The sequence below is a fragment of the Microbacterium proteolyticum genome, assembly GCF_030818075.1.
Taxonomy (GTDB): Bacteria; Actinomycetota; Actinomycetes; order Actinomycetales; family Microbacteriaceae; genus Microbacterium; species Microbacterium proteolyticum_A.
Genome location: NZ_JAUSZZ010000001.1, coordinates 218,401 through 242,613 on the forward strand (window position 1 = coordinate 218,401; position 24,213 = coordinate 242,613).

24 protein-coding genes are annotated in these 24,213 nt (G+C 70.2%); 5 read left to right on the top strand and 19 right to left on the bottom strand.

What is annotated here, in order from left to right:
• The first annotated feature begins 79 nt into the window (after positions 1–79).
• Positions 80–1,615 (top strand): amino acid permease, encoded by a 1,536-nt coding sequence (locus QE392_RS01060; RefSeq protein ID WP_307446614.1) that lies wholly within the window; start codon positions 80–82, stop codon positions 1,613–1,615.
• Positions 1,616–1,817: 202 nt separating this feature from the next.
• On the opposite strand, the gene QE392_RS01065 is transcribed toward QE392_RS01060, so the two are convergent.
• From QE392_RS01065 to QE392_RS01075, 3 genes are all read right to left on the bottom strand, one after another.
• On the bottom strand, positions 1,818–2,495 hold the full coding sequence (locus QE392_RS01065; RefSeq protein WP_307446617.1) for a hypothetical protein: 678 nt from the start codon (positions 2,493–2,495) through the stop codon (positions 1,818–1,820).
• An 89-nt stretch (positions 2,496–2,584) separates the two neighbouring features.
• Positions 2,585–3,094: an amino-acid N-acetyltransferase gene (locus QE392_RS01070; protein ID WP_307446619.1), complete on the bottom strand. Its 510-nt coding sequence runs from the start codon at positions 3,092–3,094 to the stop codon at positions 2,585–2,587.
• A gap of 181 nt (positions 3,095–3,275) precedes the next feature.
• The gene (locus QE392_RS01075; RefSeq protein WP_307446621.1) at positions 3,276–5,801 is read right to left on the bottom strand and encodes an ATP-dependent Clp protease ATP-binding subunit; all 2,526 of its coding nucleotides are present in this window, start codon (positions 5,799–5,801) and stop codon (positions 3,276–3,278) included.
• Positions 5,802–5,990: 189 nt separating this feature from the next.
• Between QE392_RS01075 and QE392_RS01080 the strand changes: the two genes are divergently transcribed.
• Both QE392_RS01080 and QE392_RS01085 read left to right on the top strand, forming a co-directional pair.
• The gene (locus QE392_RS01080; RefSeq protein WP_307446624.1) at positions 5,991–6,617 is read left to right on the top strand and encodes a hypothetical protein; all 627 of its coding nucleotides are present in this window, start codon (positions 5,991–5,993) and stop codon (positions 6,615–6,617) included.
• Positions 6,614–6,847, top strand: coding sequence for a helix-turn-helix domain-containing protein (locus tag QE392_RS01085; protein ID WP_307446627.1), 234 nt, complete (start codon positions 6,614–6,616; stop codon positions 6,845–6,847). The genes QE392_RS01080 and QE392_RS01085 overlap by 4 nt, the downstream gene beginning before the upstream one ends.
• A 129-nt stretch (positions 6,848–6,976) precedes the next feature.
• Here the strand turns inward: QE392_RS01085 and QE392_RS01090 are convergent, their stop codons facing one another.
• From QE392_RS01090 to QE392_RS01100, 3 genes are all read right to left on the bottom strand, one after another.
• Positions 6,977–7,699, bottom strand: coding sequence for a hypothetical protein (locus QE392_RS01090; RefSeq protein ID WP_307446630.1), 723 nt, complete (start codon positions 7,697–7,699; stop codon positions 6,977–6,979).
• A 75-nt stretch (positions 7,700–7,774) separates the two neighbouring features.
• Positions 7,775–9,241, bottom strand: coding sequence for a cardiolipin synthase (gene cls, locus QE392_RS01095; protein ID WP_307446633.1), 1,467 nt, complete (start codon positions 9,239–9,241; stop codon positions 7,775–7,777).
• Between the two features lie 64 nt (positions 9,242–9,305).
• Positions 9,306–9,503, bottom strand: a complete 198-nt coding sequence (locus tag QE392_RS01100; RefSeq protein ID WP_307446636.1) for a hypothetical protein — start codon at positions 9,501–9,503, stop codon at positions 9,306–9,308.
• Positions 9,504–9,636: 133 nt separating this feature from the next.
• On the opposite strand from QE392_RS01100, the gene QE392_RS01105 reads away from it, so the two are divergent.
• Positions 9,637–10,794, top strand: a complete 1,158-nt coding sequence (locus tag QE392_RS01105; protein WP_307446639.1) for a DUF4192 family protein — start codon at positions 9,637–9,639, stop codon at positions 10,792–10,794.
• Here the strand turns inward: QE392_RS01105 and lysS are convergent.
• The 13 genes from lysS to tilS form a co-directional block, all read right to left on the bottom strand.
• Positions 10,745–12,265 carry a lysine--tRNA ligase gene (gene lysS / locus QE392_RS01110; RefSeq protein ID WP_307446642.1) on the bottom strand — a complete coding sequence of 507 codons (1,521 nt, stop codon included), beginning with the start codon at positions 12,263–12,265 and terminating at the stop codon, positions 10,745–10,747. The two genes, QE392_RS01105 and lysS, sit on opposite strands and share 50 nt — an antisense overlap.
• Positions 12,266–12,634: 369 nt before the next feature.
• A complete protein-coding gene (gene panC / locus QE392_RS01115; protein WP_307446646.1) occupies positions 12,635–13,489 on the bottom strand; it encodes a pantoate--beta-alanine ligase in 855 nt (284 codons plus the stop codon).
• Positions 13,486–14,205, bottom strand: a complete 720-nt coding sequence (locus tag QE392_RS01120) for a DUF2520 domain-containing protein (protein ID WP_307446649.1) — start codon at positions 14,203–14,205, stop codon at positions 13,486–13,488. Before QE392_RS01120 ends, panC begins: the two co-directional genes overlap by 4 nt.
• On the bottom strand, positions 14,202–15,938 hold the full coding sequence (locus tag QE392_RS01125; RefSeq protein ID WP_307446652.1) for a PH domain-containing protein: 1,737 nt from the start codon (positions 15,936–15,938) through the stop codon (positions 14,202–14,204). Before QE392_RS01125 ends, QE392_RS01120 begins: the two co-directional genes overlap by 4 nt.
• A gap of 203 nt (positions 15,939–16,141) precedes the next feature.
• Positions 16,142–16,669: a PH domain-containing protein gene (locus QE392_RS01130; protein ID WP_307446655.1), complete on the bottom strand. Its 528-nt coding sequence runs from the start codon at positions 16,667–16,669 to the stop codon at positions 16,142–16,144.
• Between the two features lie 199 nt (positions 16,670–16,868).
• Positions 16,869–17,354: a DUF3180 domain-containing protein gene (locus QE392_RS01135; protein ID WP_307446658.1), complete on the bottom strand. Its 486-nt coding sequence runs from the start codon at positions 17,352–17,354 to the stop codon at positions 16,869–16,871.
• Positions 17,351–17,869, bottom strand: a complete 519-nt coding sequence (gene folK, locus QE392_RS01140) for a 2-amino-4-hydroxy-6-hydroxymethyldihydropteridine diphosphokinase (protein ID WP_307446662.1) — start codon at positions 17,867–17,869, stop codon at positions 17,351–17,353. Before folK ends, QE392_RS01135 begins: the two co-directional genes overlap by 4 nt.
• Positions 17,866–18,234, bottom strand: a complete 369-nt coding sequence (gene folB, locus QE392_RS01145; protein ID WP_307446665.1) for a dihydroneopterin aldolase — start codon at positions 18,232–18,234, stop codon at positions 17,866–17,868. Before folB ends, folK begins: the two co-directional genes overlap by 4 nt.
• Positions 18,234–19,025, bottom strand: a complete 792-nt coding sequence (gene folP, locus QE392_RS01150; protein WP_307446669.1) for a dihydropteroate synthase — start codon at positions 19,023–19,025, stop codon at positions 18,234–18,236. Before folP ends, folB begins: the two co-directional genes overlap by 1 nt.
• Positions 19,022–19,609 carry a GTP cyclohydrolase I gene (folE, locus tag QE392_RS01155; RefSeq protein ID WP_307446671.1) on the bottom strand — a complete coding sequence of 196 codons (588 nt, stop codon included), beginning with the start codon at positions 19,607–19,609 and terminating at the stop codon, positions 19,022–19,024. The genes folP and folE overlap by 4 nt, the downstream gene beginning before the upstream one ends.
• Positions 19,610–19,615: 6 nt before the next feature.
• Positions 19,616–21,619, bottom strand: a complete 2,004-nt coding sequence (gene ftsH / locus QE392_RS01160) for an ATP-dependent zinc metalloprotease FtsH (RefSeq protein ID WP_307446675.1) — start codon at positions 21,617–21,619, stop codon at positions 19,616–19,618.
• Positions 21,620–21,811: 192 nt separating this feature from the next.
• Entirely contained in the window at positions 21,812–22,363 is a 552-nt protein-coding gene (gene hpt / locus QE392_RS01165; protein WP_307446678.1) for a hypoxanthine phosphoribosyltransferase, read from the bottom strand.
• Positions 22,364–22,440: 77 nt separating this feature from the next.
• A complete protein-coding gene (gene tilS / locus QE392_RS01170; RefSeq protein ID WP_307446681.1) occupies positions 22,441–23,439 on the bottom strand; it encodes a tRNA lysidine(34) synthetase TilS in 999 nt (332 codons plus the stop codon).
• A gap of 202 nt (positions 23,440–23,641) precedes the next feature.
• Here tilS and QE392_RS01175 point away from each other — a divergent pair, with 202 nt between their 5' ends.
• Positions 23,642–24,175, top strand: coding sequence for an inorganic diphosphatase (locus QE392_RS01175; protein ID WP_058230797.1), 534 nt, complete (start codon positions 23,642–23,644; stop codon positions 24,173–24,175).
• Positions 24,176–24,213: the final 38 nt, after the last annotated feature.

Here is a 24,213-nt window from a genome sequence, read left to right on the forward strand (position 1 = left end):
GCAGACAGGTCGACCAATGAAGGGCCATGATCTTCCGCAAGGCGAGCCTGACGCCTGCCCGCATTCCTCTGGAGGTCACATGTCCACCTCGAGCAGTTCAGCCAGAAAGGTCGCCGGGGCCACCTATACGGCCACCGACGCCGCGTACTTCGAGAAACGTACCCTCAAGCGCTCGGCGGGAGTGTGGGGCCTGTGGGGTCTCGCCGTCGCCGCCGTCATCTCGGGCGACTTCTCGGGGTGGAACTTCGGCATCGGCTTCGCCGGCTTCGGCGGCATGCTCATCGCCTTCGTCATCCTCGTGGTCATGTACTACGGCCTCACGTTCTCGATCGGCGAGATGGCCGCAGCCATGCCGCACACCGGCGGCGCCTACTCGTTCGCCCGATCCGCGATGGGGCCGTGGGGCGGTCTCGCGACCGGTCTCGCCGAGACCATCGAGTACGTCGCCACCACCGCCGTCGTGGTCTACTTCTCGGGCCAGTACGCCGACTCGGCCCTCGAGCTGCTCACGGGGGTGAGCCTGCCGGCGTTCGTGTGGTGGATCATCCTGTACGCGCTGTTCATCGCCCTCAACGCCGCCGGCGCCAACATCTCGTTCGGCTTCGCAATCGTCGTCTCGGTCATCTCGATCGGCATCATCGTCGTGTTCGGCGCGATGGCCCTGTTCTCGGGTGCGTTCGACTGGGGCTCGCTGTGGAACATCGCCCCCACCGACGGCAACACCGCGTTCCTGCCATTCGGCGTCGGCTCGATCCTCCTCGCCCTGCCCTTCGCGATGTGGTTCTTCCTCGGCATCGAGGAGCTGCCGCTCGCCGCCGAGGAGTCGCACGACCCCGCCCGCGACATCCCGCGCGCCGGCCTCTGGGCGCGTGGCACGCTCATCGTCACCGGCCTCATCGTGCTGTTCCTGAACACCGGCGTCCTCGGCACCGAAGAGACCGGCGGCTCCCTCGAGCCCCTTCTCGACGGGTTCCGCGCGATGGTCGGCGATCAGGCCGCGGCACTGCTGTCGCTCCTCGCGCTCGTCGGGCTGCTGGCATCCCTCATGGGCATCATGTTCGCCTACGGCCGCAACATGTACTCGCTCTCGCGCGCCGGCTACTACCCGCGCTGGCTGTCGCTCACCGGCGCCCGCAAGACGCCGTGGGTCGCGCTCGTGTTCGGTGCGGTGCTCGGGTTCCTCGCGCTGGTCATCGTGCAGGCCGCGGGCGGCGACACCAGCCCCGCCGGCGCGATCGTGCTGAACATCGCGGTGTGGGGTGCGGTGCTGGCGTACTTCCTGCAGATGGTCGCCTTCATCGTGCTGCGGAAGAAGTTCCCGAACGCAGTGCGTCCGTACAAGAGCCCATGGGGCCTCTTCGGCGCCTACTCCGCCGCGATTATCGCCGCGGTGGTGTTCTTCGGCCTGCTGCTCAACCCCGCCTACCTGCTGGCGATCGTCGCGATCATCGTCGTCTACGCGGTGATCTTCGTCGCCTTCGCGGTCTACGGCCGGCACCGCCTCGTGCTCTCCCCCGAGGAGGAATACGCCCTGTCGGGCGGCCTGCACGGCGACCCCCAGAAGGAGGGCTACGACGCGATGGAGGGCGAGGTCTTCGGTGAGAAGCGCTCCTGAGCGACGACGAGAGGGGCGGATGCCACGGCATCCGCCCCTCTCAACGTTTCTCCCCCTCGCGCTCCGGCCGCGCGGAGCCTGGTGCTCGTCGCTTACGGTCGGGGGTTGAGCTCCGCTTGGCGATGCCCGGCTCCGGTTCGGAGCGGGTTCTCGAAGCCGGGGGTTCACGCCCCGAACGGGGACTCCCGCCCCGGGCGTCACGTCACTGCAGGATGAACGACGCCGTCCCGGCCGACGGGATGCCGCCGATCGAGACGCTCAGGTGATACGTCGCCCCGCCGCCCGGAGCGTACGGCCGTTCGCCGCCGCACGAGCTCACCGACGACCGCGTCCGATCCCATGTCAGCGGCGCCGAGCTCGAGACCACCTGCCCCGCAGCGAGGGTGACCTCCATATCGCTCGGCTCGGACTGGCAGTCCGTCGAACGCCACCACACGTCGGTGCCGCTGGTGACCGTGAACGACTGCGCGCTCGTGCCGACGTTCATCGTGCAGGGGGTGGCCGACGTGTTCGCCAGGCGGATGGACAGCTGAGGGTTCTCGCCCTGCGCGTACTCCGTCTTGTCCGACAGCGCCTCGACGGTGATCATCGCGGCCGTGCACTCGAGAGGGCCGGCCGGCGCACTCGGCGTCGGTGTCGCCGTCGGCGCGACCGAGGTCGCCGTGGCGCGCGCGGATGCCGAGGCGGAGGGAGCGCTCTCGGCGGGTGCACTGGGGGTGGAAGCGGAGGTCGGGGCGGCGGTCGGTGCGACACGCCAAGGCGGAGCCGCGACGAGCCACACGACGAGGCCGATCACGATCAGGGCGAGCAACCCTGCCGCGAGACGACGTCGACGGTAGACCGCCGGGGACTGCCTCCGCCTACGGGGGGCATCGGTCATGCTTCCAGGGTAGGCGTCGCGGCTGAGGCGTCTCTCCACGGCGCGCTCGGATTCACCCGCTCACCGCGACGGCGGGCCGTCGACCTCGCTCAGAGGTGCTTGAGCATGCGCGTGTTGCCCAGGGTGTTGGGCTTCACGTGCGCCAGGTCGAGGAACTCGGCGACGCCCTCGTCGGGGCTCCGCACGAGCTGCGAGTAGACGTCGGGGTCGACCACCTGCTCACCGATCTCCGAGAAGCCCCGGCGTGTGAAGAAGTCGACTTCGAAGGTGAGGCAGAACAGTCGCGAGACGCCTAGTTCGCGTGCCCGCTCCTCGAGGGTTTCGACGATCGCGCGGCCGACGCCGTGATGCAGCCAGTCGTCGTGCACGATCAGGGTGCGGATCTCGGCGAGGTCGGCCCACATCACGTGCAGCGCGCCGCATCCGATCACGACTCCATCGACCTCGGCCACGACGAACTGCTGCACCGAGCCGTAGAGGACGACGAGGTCCTTACCCAGCAGGATGCGCTTCTGGACGAACGGCTCGAGCAGCTCGTGGATGCGGCGGACGTCGGCGGTTCCGGCGGGGCGGACGACGAACGGCGCGGGAGAACTCATCGTCCCAGCGTACGACGGATGCCAGGATCACCCACGCCGAGATGACCGCCTCACCCCGAGATCACGCAGGTCTCCGCCCCATCGTCGGTCCGCTCGGGAACGGCCGGTCATCTGGCGCTGGGGGCCGGCGACGCGAAGGGGCCCGGATGCCATGGCATCCGGGCCCCTGTCTGCTCGTGCGTCAGCTACCGGCGACGATGTCGGGGGTCGCGGTGATCTCGCCCGCCGTTCCGACTCCGAGGGCGACCTTCTCACCGCGCGGGCTGGTCTCGAACGAGAAACGCCCGTTCTCGACGCCGACCTTCACGTGGTCGCCCGCCTCGAGTTCGCCGTGCAGGATCTTCTCGCTCAGCCGGTCCTCGACCTCGCGCTGCATGGCGCGGCGCAGGGGCCGGGCACCGAGCGTGGGGTCGAAGCCGATCTCGATGAGCTTGTCCTTCGCGTCGTCCGACAGCTCGACCGTCATGTCGCGATCCAGCAGGCGATCGGCGAGACGCTTGACGAACAGACCGACGATCTGGCGAAGCTCGTCCTTGTTCAGCTGCGGGAAGACGATGACGTCGTCGACACGGTTGAGGAACTCGGGCTTGAAGTGACGCTTCAGCTCCTCGTCGACCTTGCCCTTCATCCGCTCGTACGAGGTCTGCGCGCTGCCCTCGACCTGGAAGCCCACCGGGCCACCCGCGATCGCCGACGAGCCCAGGTTGGTCGTCATGATGATCACGGTGTTCTTGAAGTCGATGACGCGGCCCTGACCGTCGGTCAGGCGACCCTCTTCGAGGATCTGCAGCAGCGAGTTGAAGATGTCGGGGTGGGCCTTCTCGATCTCGTCGAAGAGAACGACAGAGAACGGCTTGCGGCGCACCTTCTCGGTGAGCTGGCCGCCCTCTTCGAACCCGACGAACCCGGGAGGGGCACCGAACAGGCGCGAGACGGTGTGCTTCTCACCGAACTCCGACATGTCGAGGGAGATCAGCGCGCCCTCGTCGTCGAAGAGGAACTCGGCGAGCGCCTTGGCGAGCTCGGTCTTTCCGACGCCCGTGGGGCCGGCGAAGATGAACGAACCGCTGGGACGCTTGGGGTCCTTGAGGCCCGCGCGCTGACGACGGATCGTGCGCGAGAGCGCCGCGATCGCCTCTTCCTGGCCGATGACGCGCTGGTGCAGCGCCTTCTCCATGAACATGAGGCGGCTGGACTCCTCCTCGGTGAGCTTGAACACCGGGATGCCGGTCGCCTGCGCGAGCACCTCGGCGATCAGGCCCTCGTCGACCACCGCGTGGGAGGCGACGTCGCCCGAGCGCCACTGCTTCTCGAGGCGCAGGCGCTCCGCGAGGAGCGACTTCTCCTCGTCGCGCAGGGCAGCGGCCTTCTCGAAGTCCTGCTCCTCGGAAGCGAGCTCCTTCTGCTCGCGCACCTTCGCGATCTTCTCGTCGAACTCACGGAGCTCCGGCGGCGACGACAGGATCGACAGACGCAGGCGAGCGCCGGCCTCGTCGATCAGGTCGATGGCCTTGTCGGGGAGGAAGCGGTCGCTGATGTAGCGGTCGGCGAGGTTCGCCGCGGCGACGATCGCGCCGTCGGTGATCTGCACCTTGTGGTGCGCCTCGTAGCGGTCGCGCAGGCCCTTCAGGATGTTGATCGCGTGGGGCAGGCTCGGCTCGGCCACCTGGATCGGCTGGAAGCGGCGCTCGAGCGCGGCATCCTTCTCGAAGTGCTTGCGGTACTCATCGAGCGTCGTGGCACCGATGGTCTGGAGCTCGCCGCGGGCGAGGAGGGGCTTGAGGATGGATGCCGCGTCGATCGCGCCCTCGGCGGCACCGGCACCCACGAGGGTGTGGATCTCGTCGATGAAGACGATGATGTCGCCGCGCGTGCGGATCTCCTTGGTGACCTTCTTCAGGCGCTCTTCGAAGTCACCGCGGTAGCGGGAACCGGCGATGAGCGAGCCGAGGTCGAGCGAGTAGACCTGCTTGTCCTTCAGCGTCTCGGGCACGTCGCCCTTGACGATGGCCTGGGCGAGACCCTCGACGACCGCCGTCTTTCCGACACCGGGCTCACCGATGAGGACGGGGTTGTTCTTGGAGCGGCGCGACAGGATCTGCATCACGCGCTCGATCTCCTTCTCGCGCCCGATGACGGGGTCGAGCTTGTTGTCGCGCGCGGCCTGCGTGAGGTTGCGTCCGAACTGGTCGAGAACGGCCGAGCCGCCCTGCGCACCGGAGGTCTGCTGCTCGCCGGCGCCGGTGGCAACTCCCGCGGGCTCCTTGCCCTGGTAGCCCGAGAGCAGCTGGATGACCTGCTGGCGCACCTTGTTGAGGTCGGCGCCGAGCTTGACCAGCACCTGGGCCGCGACGCCCTCGCCCTCGCGGATGAGGCCGAGCAGGATGTGCTCGGTGCCGATGTAGTTGTGGCCGAGCTGCAGCGCTTCGCGCAGCGACAGCTCGAGCACCTTCTTCGCGCGCGGCGTGAAGGGGATGTGGCCCGTCGGCTGCTGCTGACCCTGGCCGATGATGTCCTGCACCTGCTCGCGCACGGCGTCGAGCGAGATGCCGAGCGACTCGAGCGCCTTGGCAGCGACACCCTCACCCTCGTGGATCAGCCCCAGCAGGATGTGCTCGGTGCCGATGTAGTTGTGGTTGAGCATCTTCGCCTCTTCTTGGGCGAGGACGACCACACGACGGGCACGGTCGGTGAATCTCTCGAACATCTCAGTCCCTCCAGAAATGGGCTGACAGGCACGCCTCCGCGCGCCGTACAACGAGAGTAACCAGCGGCCGGATGCCAGGGACGCGTGTTCGCCGTGGGCATACCGCCATGAGTGCAGCTCTTGCAGAACCTATCGATCATCGTTATCTTATCGATCACCGATAACAACGATCATCGATAAGGAGCGATCATGGCATCCCCCCGATCCACCCCTCGCACCCTCTCCCGAGGCGATACCGGAAGCTTCCTGCTCTTCATGGTGGCCGGAGTCGCCATCGCGGGGTGGGCAGTGGTGCGCAGTATCGGCAACATCATCGCCGCCGTCGGCAATCGCGACGTGCGCGTCCCGGTCGAGTTCCTCGGCACGGTGGCACAGGCGCCCATCGGCCCCGGCGGGGCCCTGGTGCCCGTCCAGCTCACCGACGCCGTCGTCACCGCACCGTCGCTCCCCCTCGCCTCGCTGTGGGCTCTGTTCCTGGCCGAGGGCCTCTTCGCCGCCTCGGTCGCGACGGTCGTGACGCTGCTGCTGGTCCTGTGCATCGGCATCCTGCGCGGGCGCATCTTCAGCCGTCGACACACCCGCCTCGTCGCGGCCGCCGGCGTCGTCTCGCTCATCGGCGCGATCGGCGTGCCGTTCTTCCACAACATGGTCGCGAACGGCGCTCTCGCCTGGCTGTCGGAACGCACGTACGACCGCGGGTTGACCCAGCAGATCGACCTGCCGGTCCTCATCGTCATCGGGTTCGTGGCGGGCCTGTCCAGCACGGTATTCGCGGTCGGCGACCGCCTCCAGCGCGACACCGAGGGCCTCGTATGACGCCGGCGGTCACGGATGACGGGCCGACCGGCATCCATTGCCGTCTCGACGAGCTCCTCGAGGCGCGGGGCATGACGCTCACGCGCCTCAGCGAGCTGGTCGGCGTCTCGGTCGTGAACCTGTCGGTGCTGAAGAACGACCGCGCCCGGGCCATCCGCTACTCGACGCTCGCGGCGATCTGCCGCGTGCTCGAGTGCGAGGTGGGCGACCTGCTCGTCGTCGAGCGCTGACGCCGCACCGGCGCCCACACGCGCCGCGCACAGCGGCGCCGCGCACATCGCTACCGCGCCGCGACACGCAAGCGGAGGGCAGCCGATGCCGCTCGTGAACGGTGGAGACCTCCGGCGTGGGGAGGAGCGTCAGCGGGTGCCGAGGACGGAGATGGGGTCAGGCGCCTGCACGTTGCCGCCCGACAGCACCAGCGACACGGCACCGTCGCCCGCTACGGCGCCCACATCGGCGAGCGTCACGCGGGGCGCGAAGTCCATGGTGCAGACCTGGTCAGCCGGGGGCTCCGCGAACCGCACCGCCACCCGGTCACCGTCGGCGCTCACCGATTCGACGGTGGGCACGCAGCTGGAGCTGCCGTACGTGACGATCGCGACGAGCGACGAGCCGGCCCATCCGGCGCTGGGCGCGAACTCCTCGGATGCCGCGGGCGCCTCGTCGAGCGCGGCGAGCACCGCCTCGCCCTCCGCGGCCCCCGTCACGCGCAGCGTCAGACCGGCACCGGGGTCGACGCCGGCCGGGAGAGTCACGAGGGTGGCGCGCGGTGCCATGTCGCGCGTGCACGGCTCCTGCGAGGGCTCGACGAGGTCCACCGTGACCGCCCCGTCCGTGTACTCCGGCTCCCCGTTGACGGTGGGGATGCACGACGAGCTGCCGGAAGTGATGACCGCGACCGCGCGGCCCGCGTCGACCCACGCGGCCTCGATCTCGCCTGCGGGCGCGGGGGACACGGCATCCGCAGACGCCGGAGAAGACGGCGACGATGCCGCACCGGACGCGCACCCCGTGAGGGCGCCGGTGGCGAGCAGGCCTGCACCGAGCAGGCCGATGAGGGTCAGACGATGACGGGACATGCAAACCTCCGGGGGGTCGGTTCTTCCACATGATGGCGAAGATTCCTGGATGCCGGCGGCGAATGCCGCGCCACCTCACTGCAGCGCGGAGGTGAGGCGGGCCAGGTTGTCGAGGATCGTCGAGCGCAGCGGCTGGCGTCGCCACTCCTCGATCGTGAGCTGACGGCTGAGCCCCCGGTAACGGTCTTCGACGGCGCGCATGTCGCGGACGAACTCCTCGCCGCGTACGAGCATCGAGACCTCGAGGTTCAGACCGAACGAGCGCATGTCCATGTTGCTCGAACCGATGACGGCGACCTCGTTGTCGATCGTCACGCTCTTGCTGTGCAGGATGAAGGGCTTGCGGTACATCCAGATGACCACCCCCGCACGCAGGAGAGCCTCGTAGTAGCTGCGCTGAGCGTGGTAGACCATCGCCTGGTCGCCCTCCTCAGAGACGAACAGTTCGACGTGCACGCCGCGCTGGCAGGCCGTGGTGATGGCGAGCAGCAGAGCCTCGTCGGGAACGAAGTAGGGGCTCACGATGATGATGCGCTCACGGGCGGCGAACAGCAGCCCGAGGAACAGCTTGAGGTTGTTCTGGAAGTCGAACCCGGGACCCGAAGGCACGATCTGACAGTCGAGGTCGCCCGGTCCCGACGTCACGCTGAACAGGTCGATCTCATGCCGCAGCGTCTCATCGGTCTCGCTGTACCAGTCGGAGAGGAATACGGCGTTGATGCTGGCGACGACCGGACCCTCGACGCGCACCATGAGGTCGACCCAGTGCAGCCCGCGACGGATGTTCTTGCGGAGGTTGTACGAGGAGTCGGTGACGTTCTGCGAGCCCATGTAGGCGACGTCGCCGTCGATGACCAGGAGCTTGCGGTGGTTGCGCAGATCAGGACGCTGGTAGCGCCCGCGCAGCGGCTGCACCGGCAGCATCAGATGCCAATGCGCGCCCATCGCGTCGAGGCGGCGCACGGTCCGACGGTAGAAGGGTTTGCCGCGGTTGGCCCAGTGATCGAGCAGGACCCGCACGACGACGCCGCGGTCGGCGGCCTCTTCGAGCGCGCGGAAGAAGTTGTCGGTCGAGTCGTCGGACTGCAGGATGTAGAACTCGACGTGCACGTACCGTGTCGCCCGGCGGATCGCCTCGGCCATGGCATCCAGGCTGTGCTGGTAGTCCGCGATCAGCGTCGCGGCGTTGTCACCGGCGAGCGGCATGGCGCCGAGATTGCGATTGAGGCGCACCAACGCCCGGAACCAGTCCGGCGCATGCGGACGGAGCGTTCCGAACTCGAGGGATGCGCTCGTGTCGTGGATGTACTGGTTGATGGCGGCCTGCTTGCGGCGGCGTTTACGCGGGAGGCGCGGGTTTCCGATGAGCAGGAACAGGAAGACCCCGACGAACGGGATGAAGTAGATGGCCAGGAGCCATGCCATCGCCGCGGTGGGACGGCGGTTGCGCGGCACGATGATGACCGCCGCGATGCGGACCACCAGGTCGACGACGAACAGCGTGATGACGAGCCAGCTCGCGTCGAACGTGGCGTTGATCACGGGTCCTCCTGGACGGGTTGTGGACCCAGCGTAGCGACGGCCTCCGACAAGGGCCGTCCGAGCGTCAGTTCGCCGAGCCGTCGCCGGTGCGCGCGACCGGCGGGAGGCCCCGCTTCGCGCGTTCCTGCGCCTCGATCTTGGCGTAGACCTTGCGCTCGGTGCGGTCCATCCGGATGACGTTGCGGAGGATGAAGAAGAACACGACCGAGACGACGAGGGTCGGCAGAAGCGCCCACAGCACCGCGGTCCAGGTTTCGTCCATGCTCCGAGGATACCTGCGGCGCCTGGGCGGACGCCCGCGCAGTCCTCCTCCCCAGCTGCGAGAGTCGCCGAACACTCCACGATCGAGCGAATCCGCCCGGCGGCGGGCCTCCCTGAACCGTCACCCTCGACGCATGACCACCACCGTCGTGCGGGCCACCTCGTCGCCCGCCTTCCTCGCCCTCGTCCCGCACCTGCTCGAATGCACGCCCCGTCGGAGCCTCGTCATCGTCCCCTTCAGCCGGGGGCGCTCGTCGGGGGCGATGCGCGTCGACCTGCCTCCGGCCGGTGACGCACCCACCGAGGAGGGAGTCGCCTCGACCGTCATCGGCATGGCGTGCAAGGTGACTCTCACCGACGCCGTCGCCATCGCGGTCTACACCGACGACATCGTGTCGGGCGACGGCACCCTCCCCCACACGGGACTCGTGGATGCCGTACGCGCACGCGCCGACATCTGCGGGCTGCGGGTGGTCGACGCGCTCGTGGTCGGTACGGACGCGTGGGCGAGCTACCTGGAGCCCGCTACCCGAGCGCATCCGCTCGCCGAGATCCAGGATGCCGCCGCGAGCGGGCCGGAGCATGACGTGAGCGCAGACCACCTCGCCGCGGCTGAACTGCCGGCGGCGTCGCAGGACGACGCACGGCGGATCGAACAGCTTCTGGTCGACGTGGAGCACGCGCTGAGCCGGTCCCGGGATCGCCGGCGACTCTCCCCCGCGCGACGCGCCGCCGCCGACGCCGTTGCTGCCGAGATCGCCGATGCGCCGCATCTCTTCGAGAACGTCGTGGTGCTCCCGTCCGAGCAGTTAGAGCTGACGCACCTCGCCGCCCTCGCCTTCTGCCTGGAGCGACCCGCGCTGCGCGACGTCGCCCTCATGCAGTGGGCGTGCGACCTCACGACCGGAGACGCGGTGTTCCGGGCGCAGACCGCCTTCCGGGCCGGCGAACCCTTTCCCGAGGATCTCGCCCGTCCGATGTGGGGGGAGGGCGCGCGACCCGATCCCGCACGCCTGCGCCTCGCTCTCGAGCTGTGCCGGAACGTGGCGTCATCGGTCGCGCGCGAACGGCGACCGGGTCCCCTGGCCGCGTGCGCGTGGCTCGCGTGGGCGTCGGGGCGGTCCACGCACGCCGCGGCGTACACCGATGCGGCCCTCGAGATCGACGGCGCGCATGGACTCAGCGAGATCGTGCGCGCGATGGTCGACGCGGGACGCCTCCCGGAGTGGGTGTTCGAGCGCCCTACTTCACCAACGGGAACAGGATCGTCTCGCGGATCCCGAGTCCCGTGATCGCCATGAGCAGGCGATCGATGCCCATGCCCATACCGCCGGTCGGCGGCATCCCGTGCTCGAGAGCCCGCAGGAACTCCTCGTCGATGGGCATGGCCTCGTCGTCACCGCGCGCGGCGAGCTTGGCCTGCTCGGTGAAGCGGTGACGCTGGATCACGGGGTCGACCAGTTCCGAGTAGCCGGTGGCCAGCTCGAAACCGCGCACGTACAGATCCCACTTCTCCACGACGCCGGCGATCGAGCGGTGCTCGCGGACCAGCGGACTGGTGTCGACGGGGAAGTCCATGACGAAGGTGGGGCGCGTGAGACCCGACTTGACGAAGTGCTCCCACAGTTCTTCGACCCACTTGCCGTGCGTCTCGTGCGGAGGGGCATCGACCTCGTTCTCGGCGCCCAACGCGCGCAGCTCGTCCAACGTGGTCTCCGGCGTGATCGAGCGACCCGCCGCCTCCGACAGGGAGTCGTACATCGAGATGCGGTCCCACTCGCCGCCGAGGTCGTACTCGGTGCCGTCGGCCCACGTGACGGTGGTGGAGCCCGCGACGGCGATCGCGGCATCCTGGATGAGCGACTGCGTGAGGTCGGCGATGCCGTTGTAGTCGGTGTAGGCCTGGTACGCCTCGAGCATCGCGAATTCGGGGCTGTGCGTGGAGTCCGCGCCCTCGTTCCGGAAGTTGCGGTTGATCTCGTACACGCGGTCGATGCCGCCGACGACCGCGCGCTTGAGGAACAGCTCGGGGGCGATGCGCAGGTACAGCTCGGTGTCGAAGGCATTGGAGTGCGTGGTGAAGGGGCGTGCGCTCGCACCGCCGTGCTGCACCTGCAGCATCGGGGTCTCGACCTCGACGAAGCCGCGATCCCCGAACGTGCGACGCAGGCTCTGATTGACCTTCGCGCGAGCCAGCACGGTCTCGCGGGCGCGGTCGCGCACGATGAGGTCGAGGAAGCGGCTGCGAACGCGGCTCTCCTCGCTCAATTCCGTGTGGAGGTTGGGCAACGGCAGAACGGCCTTCGCCGCGATGCGCCACTCGGCGACCATGATCGACAGCTCGCCGCGGCGGCTGGAGATCACCTCGCCCGAGACGAAGACGTGATCGCCGAGGTCGACGAGCTCCTTCCAGGCCTGCAGCGACTCCTCACCGACGTTCGCGAGCGAGACCATGGCCTGGATGCGACTGCCGTCGCCCGCCTGCAGCGATGCGAAGCAGAGCTTGCCGGTGTTGCGGCTGAACACCACGCGGCCCGCGACGCCCGCGGTCTCGCCGGTCTCGGCGCCGGCTTCGAGCTCGCCGAAGCGGGCACGCAGCTCCGGGATGGTCGCGGTGACCGGGACGGCGACGGGATACGGGCCGCCGGCCGCATCGGCGCGCTCGGCGAGCAGGCGCTCGCGCTTCGCCAGGCGTACCGCCTTCTGTTCGAAGACCTCGTCTTCGGTCGGTTCGGCGGCGTCGTTCGCGGGCGCGTCGGTCATCACAAGGCTCCTCGGGGTCGTCCCCAGTCTATTCGCCGCGCTCGGATGACCTTCGGCGGCCGTCGCTCCCGGCCCTCGCTCCAGCGCGGCCACCCAGCGGCACGCGGCGGACCGACACCGCCGGCGACGTCACCGTTCCTCGCCGACGAACGCCCGGCGCGGACCGGCGCACGTGTCGGCCAGCCGGCTTCCCGACGCACCGGGATCCGCCCCGCGGGCGAAGCACCCGGGTCCGCGCCGGTGCGCGGCCCTCGACGAATCGGTTCGCCGGCACACCGCCACACCGGGTTCACTGCGGCGGTTGCGACATCGGGCCCGGCATCGCGCGGCGCTCTGCGCCCCCGGCAAAGCACGCGCCCGTCGCCCGCGTCAGCGAAGCGAGATCTCGGCGTTGTCGATGAACCGGTGCCCGCCCACGGTCGCGGCGATCAGAGCGAGAGCGCGCCCGCGGTGACCGTCGTCGACGGGCAGGAAGGTGGCGGGGTCGACCACGCTCAGGTATTCGAGCGCGATGCGCTGCTCGCCCATCAGCGAGGACTGGGCGGCCGCGATGCACGCGTCCACCCCCAGGTCGGAGTTGGATGCCGCGGCCTCGAGCGCCCGCGGGAGCTTGGCCGCCGCGCGGCGGTCGGCGGGCTCGAGCAGAGCGATCCGGCTCGACACCGGGAGGCCGTCATCGGTGCGGACCGTCGGGACCGTCGCGATCTCGATGGCGAAGTCGAGGTCGCGCACCATGCGCCGCACGAGGAAGGCTCGCTGCAGGTCGCGCTCCCCGTACACGGCGACGTCGGGGCGGATGAGGTGGAACAGCTTGGCCTCGACGGTCAGGACGCCATCGAAGTAGAAGGGGCGCACGCGGCCCTCGTAACGCAACCCGACGTCCCCGGCCGAGACGCGGGTGGTGGACGTGCCCGCGGGGAGGAACTCCTCGGCCGTGGGCGCGAAGACGACGTCGACGCCGAGGTCGCGGAGCACCCGCTCGTCAGCCTCCGGCGACCGGGGGTACGACGAGGTCTCTTCGGCGGTGCGGAAGCGCAGCGGGTTGACGAAGGTCGACACCACCACGACATCAGCGCGTTCTCGCGCCTCGTGGATGAGATCGACGTGGCCGTCGTGCAGGGCGCCGAGAGTCGAGACGAGCGCGACGCGAGGGCCGCCGGAGGATCGGTCTGCGCCTCGGATGTCGCCGAGTCGGGTGCGCAGATCCTCGAGGGTGCGGATCATCCGTCGATCGTAGCGTCGCCGTCGGGGGTGCGACGTGCGGAGCCCTCGGCGAGCGCCTGGTCGACACTCGACCGCACCAGCGCGGACAGGTACCCACCCGGGTTGTCGACCCCCACGCGCGTGAGCAGCTCCGAGGACTGGCGGACGATCGACCGCGAGAACTCGGTCGCCGTCGCGATGGCCTCGGCGTACGTCGCGCGGTCCTCCTCCGCGACCACCACCGGCTCGCACCCCAGTTCCACCGCCAGCGCCTGCGCGATCGGCAGGACGGGAGCCGGGGCGGTGACGGCGGCGTATGCCTGGGCCAACTGCCGCAGGTCGATCGATGAGGCGCCGGTGAACGCGATGGCCGGGTGGATCGCGAGCGGAATGGCACCGCGCCGCGCGGCGGGATCGAGCACCCGCGCGCCGTGGGCCGGATCGGTGTGCAGCACGAGCTGGCCCGGCTGCCAGGCCCCGAGGTCGGCCAAGCCGGTCACCAGACCCGGGAGCTGGTCGTGCGGGACGGCGATGACCACCAACTCGCTGCGCCGCACCACTTCGTCGGCGGTGAGCACGGGGAGCCCGGGGAGGATGGCCTCGACCCGGTCGTCGTCCGAGCCCGAGGTGATGCCGACGAGGGCGTGGCCCGCTCCGGCGAGCGCGGCGGCGATGACCGGCCCGACCCGTCCGGCGCCGATGACGCCGACGCCGAGGCGTCCGTCGCGGCCGCTCATCCGGCCCACCGGTGGCTGCGGTCGCTGGCGGCGGCCGCGACGCTCGCGTGCGCCGTGCGCTCGAACATCCGCACCGCCGCATCGCGGTCGAGGGCGCCGACCGAGGTCTGCACCGTACCGGCGATCACGTGACCGGTGAGCGTCGCGGCACCGAAGGCGCGCGCCAGCGGACCTTGATGCAGCCCCACCGATTGCAGACGCGCGAGCGGGAAGATGCTGAGCGATCGCCGGACCCACCCCCGCCGCATGAGGAGAGCACTGTCGTCGAGGAACACGCCGTTGCGCCGCCACGAGAACGGTCGCAGCCACCGGGCGCGCGGCGGGGTCGTCACGTAGGGGTCGTCGTCCACGGGACCCAGGATGCCGTCACGGAACACGCTCGTCCACTCGCCGCCCGTGAGCGAGGGGGCGAGGATCGCCAGCACGCGTTCGACATCGGCGCGCGTACCGATCGGCAGAACGGCGGCGAACTGGTCGGTGCTGGTGTCGGTCGAGGACCGGCCCGACAACCTGTTGACCGACACCGCCCACCACCCGAACGGGCGCCAGAGCACGGGTTGACGCACCTCGATGGCGTGCACGCGTCCGGGCGGCACGATCTCGGACACGGTCGTGAAGAGACCGAAAGTCACCCGCACACCATCGGCCGTCGGCGCGATCGAATACCGCAGACCGCGCGCGATGGACCGCACGTAGTACGCCACGAACGCGAGGAACATCGGAACGATCGTGAACAGCAGCCACAGCGTCGACAGAGACGCCGCCACCACGATTCCCACGACGAGGGCGAGGAGGAACACCGTCGAGCCGCTCAGCACCCGGGATGCCACGAGCCGGCCCACCGGAATGCGCACGATGCTCTCCGGCTCGGCGTCGGACAAGTCCTCACCGTCGACGAGACCCTGCAGACCGGAGCCGACGGCGGCCGCCGCCTGGCGCGCGAGCGACTCTCGCCGCTCTTCGGGCGTGCGTTCTCGCGCGAGGCGACGCCCGGACGCGAGACGGAGGATGTCACCGCGGATGGCCTCGGCATCCTTCGCCGACAGGTACTCGAGCCTGACGTTGGCGTCGAGCCCCGCCCCGACCACCTCGAGCTTCGCGAGCCCGAGCAGGCGGGCGATCATGGGTCGCGTCAGATTCACGCCCTGCACGCGGTCGAGCGGCGCGCGCCGGTGCGTGCGGAAAAGAACGCCCGAACGCACCTCCACGTCGTCGTCACCGATGCGGAGCATGTGGAACCGCCACGACAGCCGGAAGAGCACGATCAGCACGATGAGGATCGCGACGGTGGCCCCGCCCGCGATGAGGAGGAGGTTGTTGGCGAAGAGGAAGTCGACCGGGTCCGGCGGGACCGCCCCCGGCGGCAGGTCGGTGAAGACGGGGAAGAGGAACTCCACGAGCCTCTCACGGAGATTCGCGATGACGACGCCCACGATGACGAGCAGCGTCAGTCCCCCGCGCAGCAGGGGCGTGAGCGGATGCAGCCGGTGCCACTCTCCGTCGCTGTACGGCGACCGGACGGCGGCGCGCCTGGCTCCGGGGACCGGGGCGCTCGCGGCCTCCGACGCCGACGCACCCTTCGCGGTCGCACCCGCAGCCGCCGCAGCCGCTGCACCCCCAGCCGCCGCACCCGCGGCAGCCACCTCACCCGCAGCAGCCACCTCACCCGACGGCACCACGCCCGCCGCGCCCGTCGACGTCGCTTCTGTCGACGCCGCTCCCGCCGCATCCACGGCACCACCAGACGCCCCGTCCGGCGCACACGCCGGCACCGCACCCGCGGCATCCTTCACACCCGGCGGCACCGCACCCTTCACACCCGGCGGCACCGCATCCGCTGGCGAAGCCCCCGCCGGCGCCGCCCCCGCGGCGTCGACCCCCTCCGTCGGCACCGCGCCCGCGTCCCCCTCGCGCGACCGAGGGGTCTCCTCCTCGCTCACAGACCCGTCCGGCGCGTCTCGGCCACGGCGACGAGGGTGTCACGAAGATGCTCGGCCGCCTCCTGCGTCAGGCCGGGGATGGTGACCCCCGTGGACGCAGCGGCGGTGACGAGTTTGAGCTGGGCGATCCCGAAGCCACGGTCCAGCGGGCCGTGCGTGATGTCGACCAGCTGCATGCGGCCGTACGGGACCGCCACGACGCGCTGCCACAGAATGCCGCGACGGAACACGAGGTCGTCATGACGCAGCTGGTAGCCGAATGACCGGGCCTGTCGCGGAGTGATCAGCAGACCGATCGATGTCACGAGCAGGATGACGGTCGCCGGGATCCACTGCCACCACACGCCGGTGATCACCTGGGCCGCCACGGCGACCGCGGCCACGAGGAGGATGACGGCGCCCTGCGTGATGAGCTGCACGCGCACGTAGGCGCGGGCGAGCTGATGCCACGTCCCATCGCCGAGAGGCAGTCGACGTTCAGACCGTGACTCGAGAATGCGATCGTAGGTGCGCTCGTCCAGCACCGCGTCCCCCTCGCGCCGACGTGCCGAACCCCCGTCCCCGTCCCCACGCGGACCCGCGAACCCGGTCCCGTTGAACCCGGTGCCGAACTCGTCCACGGCCTCGGTCCCGACCCCACGCGAAGCCTCGACCACGGGCCCGACCGCCGCCGCGACGCCCGCCACGCCTCCAGCCGGAGCCTGGTCGGCCTCTCCCGCGGACTCAGGCCTCGACGGGTCCGGTCGGGGTGTTTCCGGTGGTGTCGTCATCGTCGTCCTTCCGGAGGGTGCACAACTGCTCGGCAACGAGTCCTGCGACGACCAGGATGACAGCGCACACGAGCGTCGCGATGATCGTTCCCATCGAGCCTAGCGACGGCGTCACGGGCCGGGTCGTGAGGTAGACGATCAGCCCCAGGGAGAAGCCGAGCGAGAGCGCTCCGAGCAGTGACGACGCCTTGGCGAGCATCGCGATCCGAAGCGCCTGGAAGGGGTTGATGCGCCGACCGCCGCGACCTCGGGCGGCGCGGTACACCGGCACGGCCAGCATGACGATCACGACGCCGAGCAGCACGAGGATCGTCGGCAGACTGGCCGCCGGCGAGAACGTGGCACGTCCCATCGCGGTCAGCACCGTGTCGAGGATGAAGCCGGCCGCCCCGCCGATGAGGAGGGCGATGACCAGGATGCCGGCACCCGTGCGCCTCATCGCCGCAACCCCTCGAGCAGGTCGGCGACGCGACCGCGCCCGGGGATCTCGGCATCCGGGGCCACTTGCACCCACGGCGCGAGCACGAACTCGCGCTCGTGGGCGCGCGGGTGCGGCACGACGAGGTCGTCGCGCTCGATGACCTCGTCGCCGTAGACGATGAGGTCGAGGTCGAGGGTGCGGTCGCCCCAGCGCTCGCGACGCACGCGTCCGTGCCGCGCCTCGATACGGTGCAGCGACGCGAGCAGCTCGGTGGGCGCGAGCCTCGTGCGCAGCAGGGCGACGGCGTTAAGATAGCGGGGGGCGTCCTCGTTCTCACCCTCGAGGGTGACCGCCACGGTCTCGATCGGCTCCGACACGCGCACGTCGCTCGTCAGCGTCAGCCGGGTCAGCTCGTCGACGGCGGCGGCCAGCGTCTCGGCGCGTCGACCGAGATTGGCGCCGAGCGCCACGACCGCCTCGACCGGGGTCGATCGGGGCGCCTCCCCCATACCGTGGGCCAACCGCACGCTCATGAGCGGCTCCGCGTGATGGTCACGGAGACGTCGCCGAAGGGCACGGGGATCGGCGCCTGCGGCTTGTGCACGGTGATGGTGACGGCATCCACACGGTCGTCTGCGAGCACGTCGTCGGCGAGGCGCTGCGCCAGCGTCTCCAGCAGGTCGACGGGCTCCCCCGCCACGATGGCGACGAGGCGCTCGGCGAGTTCGCCGTAGTGCACCGTGTCGACCACGTCGTCGGTCTCGGCCGCCCGCCGCAGCGACAGGGCGAGCACCGCATCGACGACGAACTCCTGCCCCTCCCGCTTCTCGTCGGCGTACACGCCGTGGTACCCGTGGGCGCGAACGCCCGTCAGGGTGATGTGGTCGACGGCTTCCATCAGGCCTCCCAAGCGCGGGCGACGGCGAGCGCGTCGCGGGTGGTCGGTACATCGTGCACGCGAACGGCCCAGGCGCCCGCGCGGGCGGCGAGGACGCTCGTGACGGCGGTGGCGAGATCGCGGCGGGCGAGGTCGGCGTCCTCGCCGAGGGCGTCGGCGAGGAAGCGCTTGCGGCTGGTCCCCACCAGCACGCGCGAGCCGAGCGCACCCAGCGCGGGCAGCGCGCGCAAGGTCTGCCAGTTCTGCGTTCCGCGCTTGCCGAACCCGATACCGGGGTCGACGACGATGCGCGACGGCTCGATCCCGGCGGCGACCGCGGCCGAGATGCGTTCCTCGAGCTCAGCGGCGACCTCGCGGGCCACGTCGGCGTAGTCGGCACGCGCGTACATCTCGGTGGAGGGCCCGCGCCAATGGCCCAGGGCGATGTCGGCGCCGGTCTCGGCGACGGCGTCGAGCATGTCGGGGTCGGCGAGCCCGCCCGAGACGTCGTTGACCAACCGCGCGCCCGCAGCCGCCGCGGCCGCCGCCGTCGTCGCGTTCATCGTGTCGATGCTCACGAAGAACCCCTCGGATGCAAGGGCCTCGACGACGGGCAGCACGCGCTGCTGCTCGACCCGGGGCGCCACCCGGTCCGCTCCCGGCCGCGTGGACTCGCCGCCGACGTCGAGCAGGTCGGCACCCTGCGCGCGGAGGGTGCGCGCGTGCGCGATCGCGGCATCGGGGTCGAGGTAGCGTCCGCCGTCGCTGAAGGAGTCGGGGGTGACGTTGACGATCCCCATGATGAGGGTCACGCGCGCGCCCCGATCAGCGCGACCAGTTCGGCGCGGGCCGCCGGTTCGGTGTAGGTGCCGCGCGCGGCGATGGTGACGGTGGACGCGTCGGGCTGCCGCCCGCCGCGCATGGTCACGCACTCGTGGGCGGCGTCGAGCACGACAAGCACCCCGCGGGCGTCGAGCGCCGCATCGATCGCGTCGGCGATCTGCTCTCCGAGGCGCTCCTGCACCTGAGGGCGGGCGGCCAGGACGTCGATGACCCGGGGCAGCGCGCCGAGGCCCACGACCTCCTCGCCCGGGAGGTAGGCCACGTGGGCCCGGCCGCGGAAGGGCAGCAGGTGGTGCTCGCACATCGAGCGGAACGCGATGTCGCGCACCATCACCGCACCGGAGGGCAGCGTGTCGGGCGCCGGTCCCCGCGACACCGAGATGGTGTGTGCGAGGGGGGCACCGGCATCCTGACCGACCCCACCGAAGAACTCGGCCCAGGAGTCGGCGACACGCGTCGGCGTCTGGCGGAGGCCGGGACGATCGGGGTCCTCCCCGATCGCCTCCAGCAGCTCGCGAACGAGCCCCGCGATCCGTTCTCGATCGACGGCCACGGCGCGTCAGGCGGTGGCCGGGCGCGTCTGTCCGCTCGGACGAGGCTGTGCCTGGGTCTGCGTCTGCGCCTCGGCCTCGGTGGATGCCGCGACGCCCGCGAGCTGGTCCCGGCGCGGGACGTTGACCGGAGGCAGCGTCGAGACTGGACGGTCGCCCGACGACAGCCACTGCGGACGCGGGCTGAGGCGCTTGACGTCCTTGAAGATGTCGGCGAGCTCGTTGTGGTCGAGCGTCTCCTTCTCGAGCAGCGCCAGCGCGAGCCGGTCGAGCACCTCGCGGTTGTCGTTGATGACCTGGTACGCCTCGTTGTGCGCCTGCTCGATGAGCGCGCGCACCTGGGCGTCGACGCGTTCGGCGATGCGCTCCGAGAAGTCGCGGCCGTGGCCCATGTCGCGTCCCATGAAGACCTCGCCGGACGACGACCCGAGCTTGACCGGGCCGACCTCGTTGGTCATGCCGTACTCGGTCACCATCTTGCGGGCGATGCTCGTGGCCTTCTCGATGTCGTTCGAGGCACCGGTGGTGGGGTCGTGGAAGACGATCTCCTCCGCGACGCGGCCGCCCATGGCGTAGGTCAGCTGGTCCTGCAGCTCGTTGCGCGTCACGGAGTACTTGTCGTCGAGCGGCAGCACCATCGTGTAGCCCAGCGCCTTGCCGCGCGGGAGGATCGTGACCTTGGTGACGGGGTCGGTGTGGTTCATCGCCGCCGCCGCGAGCGCGTGACCGCCCTCGTGGTAGGCCGTAATGAGCTTCTCTTTGTCCTTCATCACGCGGGTACGGCGCTGGGGACCGGCGATCACGCGGTCGATGGCCTCGTCGAGCGCGCGGTTGTCGATGAGCTGCGCGTTGGAGCGCGCCGTCAGCAGCGCGGCCTCGTTGAGGACGTTCGCGAGGTCGGCTCCGGTGAACCCGGGGGTCTTGCGGGCGACGACCTCGAGGTCGACGGAATCCGACAGCGGCTTGCCGCGGCCGTGCACCTCGAGGATGCGCTGGCGGCCCTTGAGGTCGGGGGCGTCCACGCCGATCTGGCGGTCGAAGCGGCCCGGGCGCAGCAGGGCGGGGTCGAGGATGTCGGGGCGGTTGGTCGCGGCGATGACGATGACGTTGACCTTGGGGTCGAAGCCGTCCATCTCGACGAGCATCTGGTTCAGCGTCTGCTCGCGCTCGTCGTGGCCGCCGCCCATGCCGGCACCGCGGTGGCGGCCGACGGCGTCGATCTCGTCGATGAAGATGATGGCCGGGGAGCTCTCCTTGGCCTGGTTGAACAGGTCGCGCACGCGGCTCGCGCCGACGCCGACGAACATCTCGACGAAGTCCGAACCCGAGATCGAATAGAACGGGACGCCCGCCTCACCGGCGACGGCGCGGGCGAGCAGGGTCTTGCCCGTTCCGGGAGGGCCGTACAGCAGCACGCCCTTCGGGATGCGGGCGCCGACCTCTTCGAACTTCTTCGGGTCCTTCAGAAACTCCTTGATCTCGTCGAGTTCCTCGATCGCCTCGTCGGAACCCGCGACGTCCTGGAAGGTGACCGTCGGCGTCTCCTTGGTGACGAGCTTGGCCCGCGACTTGCCGAACTGCATGACCTTGCTCCCGCCACCCTGGGCGCTGGAGAGCAGCCACCAGAAGAGCAGACCGAGGAGCACGAGCGGGAGCATCAGGCCGAGGAAGCTGTCGAACCAGCTGGGCCGCGGCACGACGTCGTTGAAGCCGTCGGCGGGGGCTGCGGCGTCGATCGCGTCGGCCACCTCGGTCGCACGGGCCTGGCCGTAGTAGAACTGCACGGTGTTCGCGCCCTCGAAGGGTTCGGACAGCGTGAGATCGACGCGCTGATCGGGGTCGTTCGTCACCACCTGGGTCACGGTGCTCCCCTTGAGCAGCTCCAGACCCTCCTTCGTCGACACCTGACGGGCGCCGGTGAGGTTGGAGATGAGGGAGAAACCGATGACCAGAAGCAGAACGACCAACAGAACGTAGATGATCGGGTTGCGCGTGATCTTCTTGAAATTCATGGTGGGCGAGCCCAGCCCTTTCGTGATCCTCCGCAGAAATGCGGTCGCATCAGGCTAACGTGTGCGGACTATGCCGGGCCTGTGCGTTCGTTTTGGGCGTACAGAGCGCGGATGCCGGGGCGTCCCCGCCGTGCGCACTCCCTCGCTCCCGACCCGCCGGCGTCCCTCGCTCCCGGCGTGCGGCCGCCGCTCTCAGGAGTAGACGTGCGGCGCCAGCACCGCGACGTCGCGGAGGTTGCGGTAGCGCTCGGCGTAGTCGAGGCCGTAGCCGATCACGAAGTCGTTGGGGATGTCGAAGCCCACGTAGCGGCAGTCGACCTCGACCTTCATGGCGTCCGGCTTGCGCAGCAGCGCCAGCACCTCGACCGACGCCGCGCCGCGCGAGGCGAAGTTGTCCAGCAGCCAGCTCAGCGTCAGGCCCGAGTCGATGATGTCCTCGACGATCAGCACGTGCTTGTCGGTGATGTCGGTGTCGAGGTCCTTCCGGATCTGGACGACACCGCTGGAGCGGGTGCTGGCGCCGTACGACGACACCGCCATCCAGTCCATGGTGATGTGCACCGGCAGGTGCCGCGCGAAGTCGGCCATGACCATGACCGCGCCCTTCAGCACGCCGACGAGCACGACCTCGCGGCCGTCGTAGTCGGTGACGACCTGCGTCGCCAGTTCGGCGAGCTTCTCGTGGATCTGCTCCTCGGTGAGGAGGACTTCGCTGATGTCGTCGGAGATGTCGGCCGCGCGCATCCCGAAAGTCTACGTCGCCGGGTTCCGGATGCCGCCCGGCGCCTCGGCCAGGGGCGGAGCACACCGCGAAGGAGAGATCAGGATGCCGCGCGCGCGGTGATCTCGATCCGGGTTCCGACGCGACGGGCGATGCATCCGGGCAGGTCGATCGGCCCCTGTCCACGCCAGTCGACGGCGAGCCGGGCGACCTCGAGCGTCTGCGCCCGCGTCAGCGAGACGCCGAACTCGCTCTCGACGACGTAGCGGACGATGCGGTTGCGGAGAGCTGCGGGATTGGCGGCGAGCGCGGCCACCGAGATCGAGATGCCCGCCTCGGCGTGCTCGACGATGTCTTCGATCGTCTCGTCGATCATGTCCTGGAAGGCCTCGGCATCCTCTCGCAATTGCTCCGCCGTGCGCGCGAGCGCCTCGGCGACCCCCGGACCCAGCTCCTGCTCCAGCACGGGCATCACGCGGCTGCGCACCCGCACCCGGCTGAACGCGGGGTCGGCGTTGTGCGGGTCGGACCACGGCTCCAGACCCTCTGCGGCGCAGGCCGCGATGGTCGTCCGGCGACGGATGCCCAAAAGCGGGCGCACCCAGCGCGGCCCCGTGGCATCCCGTCGCTCGGCGGGCATGCCGGCCAGGCTCCGCCCACCGGATCCGCGCGCGAGACCGAGCAGCACCGTCTCGGCCTGGTCGTCGAGCGTGTGCCCGAGCAGCACGGTGCCTGCGCCGATGTCCGCCGCCGCGCGCGCGAGCCCCGCGTATCGCGCGGCGCGCGCCGCCGCCTCGGGGCCGTCGTCGGTGCCGACCTCGACGGTGACGACCCGGGCGGCCAGGCCCAGCGTCGTCGCCGCGGCCGCCGCCGCGGCTGCCACGGCATCCGACCCCTGCTGAATCCCGTGGTCGATGACGACGGCCTCGGCGTGCACCCCGCGGCGCGCCGCTTCGAAGGCCGTCGCCGCCGCGAGGGCGAGCGAGTCCGCGCCGCCGGAGAGGGCGACGACGACGGGACCGTCCGTCGTCTCCAGCAGCGCGCGCACAGCGCGGCGTACCTCGGCGACGGCGGGGTCGAGTCCCGGGCGGTGTTCCATATCAGCCACGGTATTCGCCCCCGCCGACAGCGGTGGCCCCTCCCCGCAGGCTCAGCCCAGGAGATCTGCTGCGCCGCCCGTGCGCGCGGGCCCGAGCACCTGGGATCCGCCCGATTCTCCTGCATGGCGTCGGTGTGTGTGGCCGCGGCGGGCGCCCGGATAGGCTGAGCGCGGAAATCCACAGACTTGAAGGAGCACGAGTATGGGCGCATACGACGCCGTCATCGAGATCCCCCGCGGAAGCCGCGTGAAGTACGAGGTCGACCACGGCACCGGCCGCGTCTACCTCGACCGCATCCTGTACACGGTGTTCGGGTACCCCGCCAACTACGGCTTCTTCGAGAACACCCTCGGTGAAGACGGCGACCCGCTCGACGTGCTCGTGCTGCTCGACCGCGAGCTGCACCCCGGCATCCTCGCGAAGGTGCGCCCCGTCGGCGTGCTGAAGATGAGCGACGAGGCCGGCGGCGACGACAAGGTCGTGGCCGTGCTGGCGAAGGACCCGCGCTGGGACCACATCCAGGACGTCGCGGACATCGACGAGTGGACGAAGAAGGAGATCACCCACTTCTTCGAGCACTACAAGGACCTCGAGCCCAACAAGTGGGTCAAGGTCGACGAGTGGGCGGATGCCGCCGAGGCCGAGCGCCTGGTGGGCGAGGCGTTCACGCGCTTCGACGAGCACGACGCACAGACGAAGACGCAGGGTTCGGGCGAAGCCCCCAACACGCTCTGACGCTCCGCGTACGACGAAACCCCCGGTCGACCGACCGG

Bases quoted from the DNA above. Each gene is read 5' to 3' on its own strand.
- QE392_RS01065 (WP_307446617.1), bottom strand. From the start codon at position 2,495: ATGACCGATGCCCCCCGTAGGCGGAGGCAGTCCCCGGCGGTCTACCGT.
- QE392_RS01135 (WP_307446658.1), bottom strand. From the start codon at position 17,354: ATGAGGCGCACGGGTGCCGGCATCCTGGTCATCGCCCTCCTCATCGGC.
- panC (WP_307446646.1), bottom strand. From the start codon at position 13,489: ATGATCCGCACCCTCGAGGATCTGCGCACCCGACTCGGCGACATCCGA.
- tilS (WP_307446681.1), bottom strand. From the start codon at position 23,439: ATGGAACACCGCCCGGGACTCGACCCCGCCGTCGCCGAGGTACGCCGC.
- folK (WP_307446662.1), bottom strand. From the start codon at position 17,869: ATGAGCGTGCGGTTGGCCCACGGTATGGGGGAGGCGCCCCGATCGACC.
- QE392_RS01060 (WP_307446614.1), top strand. From the start codon at position 80: ATGTCCACCTCGAGCAGTTCAGCCAGAAAGGTCGCCGGGGCCACCTAT.
- QE392_RS01090 (WP_307446630.1), bottom strand. From the start codon at position 7,699: ATGTCCCGTCATCGTCTGACCCTCATCGGCCTGCTCGGTGCAGGCCTG.
- QE392_RS01075 (WP_307446621.1), bottom strand. From the start codon at position 5,801: ATGTTCGAGAGATTCACCGACCGTGCCCGTCGTGTGGTCGTCCTCGCC.
- QE392_RS01070 (WP_307446619.1), bottom strand. From the start codon at position 3,094: ATGAGTTCTCCCGCGCCGTTCGTCGTCCGCCCCGCCGGAACCGCCGAC.
- QE392_RS01080 (WP_307446624.1), top strand. From the start codon at position 5,991: ATGGCATCCCCCCGATCCACCCCTCGCACCCTCTCCCGAGGCGATACC.
- folB (WP_307446665.1), bottom strand. From the start codon at position 18,234: ATGGAAGCCGTCGACCACATCACCCTGACGGGCGTTCGCGCCCACGGG.
- lysS (WP_307446642.1), bottom strand. From the start codon at position 12,265: ATGACCGACGCGCCCGCGAACGACGCCGCCGAACCGACCGAAGACGAG.
- hpt (WP_307446678.1), bottom strand. From the start codon at position 22,363: ATGCGCGCGGCCGACATCTCCGACGACATCAGCGAAGTCCTCCTCACC.
- QE392_RS01175 (WP_058230797.1), top strand. From the start codon at position 23,642: ATGGGCGCATACGACGCCGTCATCGAGATCCCCCGCGGAAGCCGCGTG.
- QE392_RS01105 (WP_307446639.1), top strand. From the start codon at position 9,637: ATGACCACCACCGTCGTGCGGGCCACCTCGTCGCCCGCCTTCCTCGCC.
- QE392_RS01120 (WP_307446649.1), bottom strand. From the start codon at position 14,205: ATGAGCGGCCGCGACGGACGCCTCGGCGTCGGCGTCATCGGCGCCGGA.
- QE392_RS01100 (WP_307446636.1), bottom strand. From the start codon at position 9,503: ATGGACGAAACCTGGACCGCGGTGCTGTGGGCGCTTCTGCCGACCCTC.
- ftsH (WP_307446675.1), bottom strand. From the start codon at position 21,619: ATGAATTTCAAGAAGATCACGCGCAACCCGATCATCTACGTTCTGTTG.
- QE392_RS01085 (WP_307446627.1), top strand. From the start codon at position 6,614: ATGACGCCGGCGGTCACGGATGACGGGCCGACCGGCATCCATTGCCGT.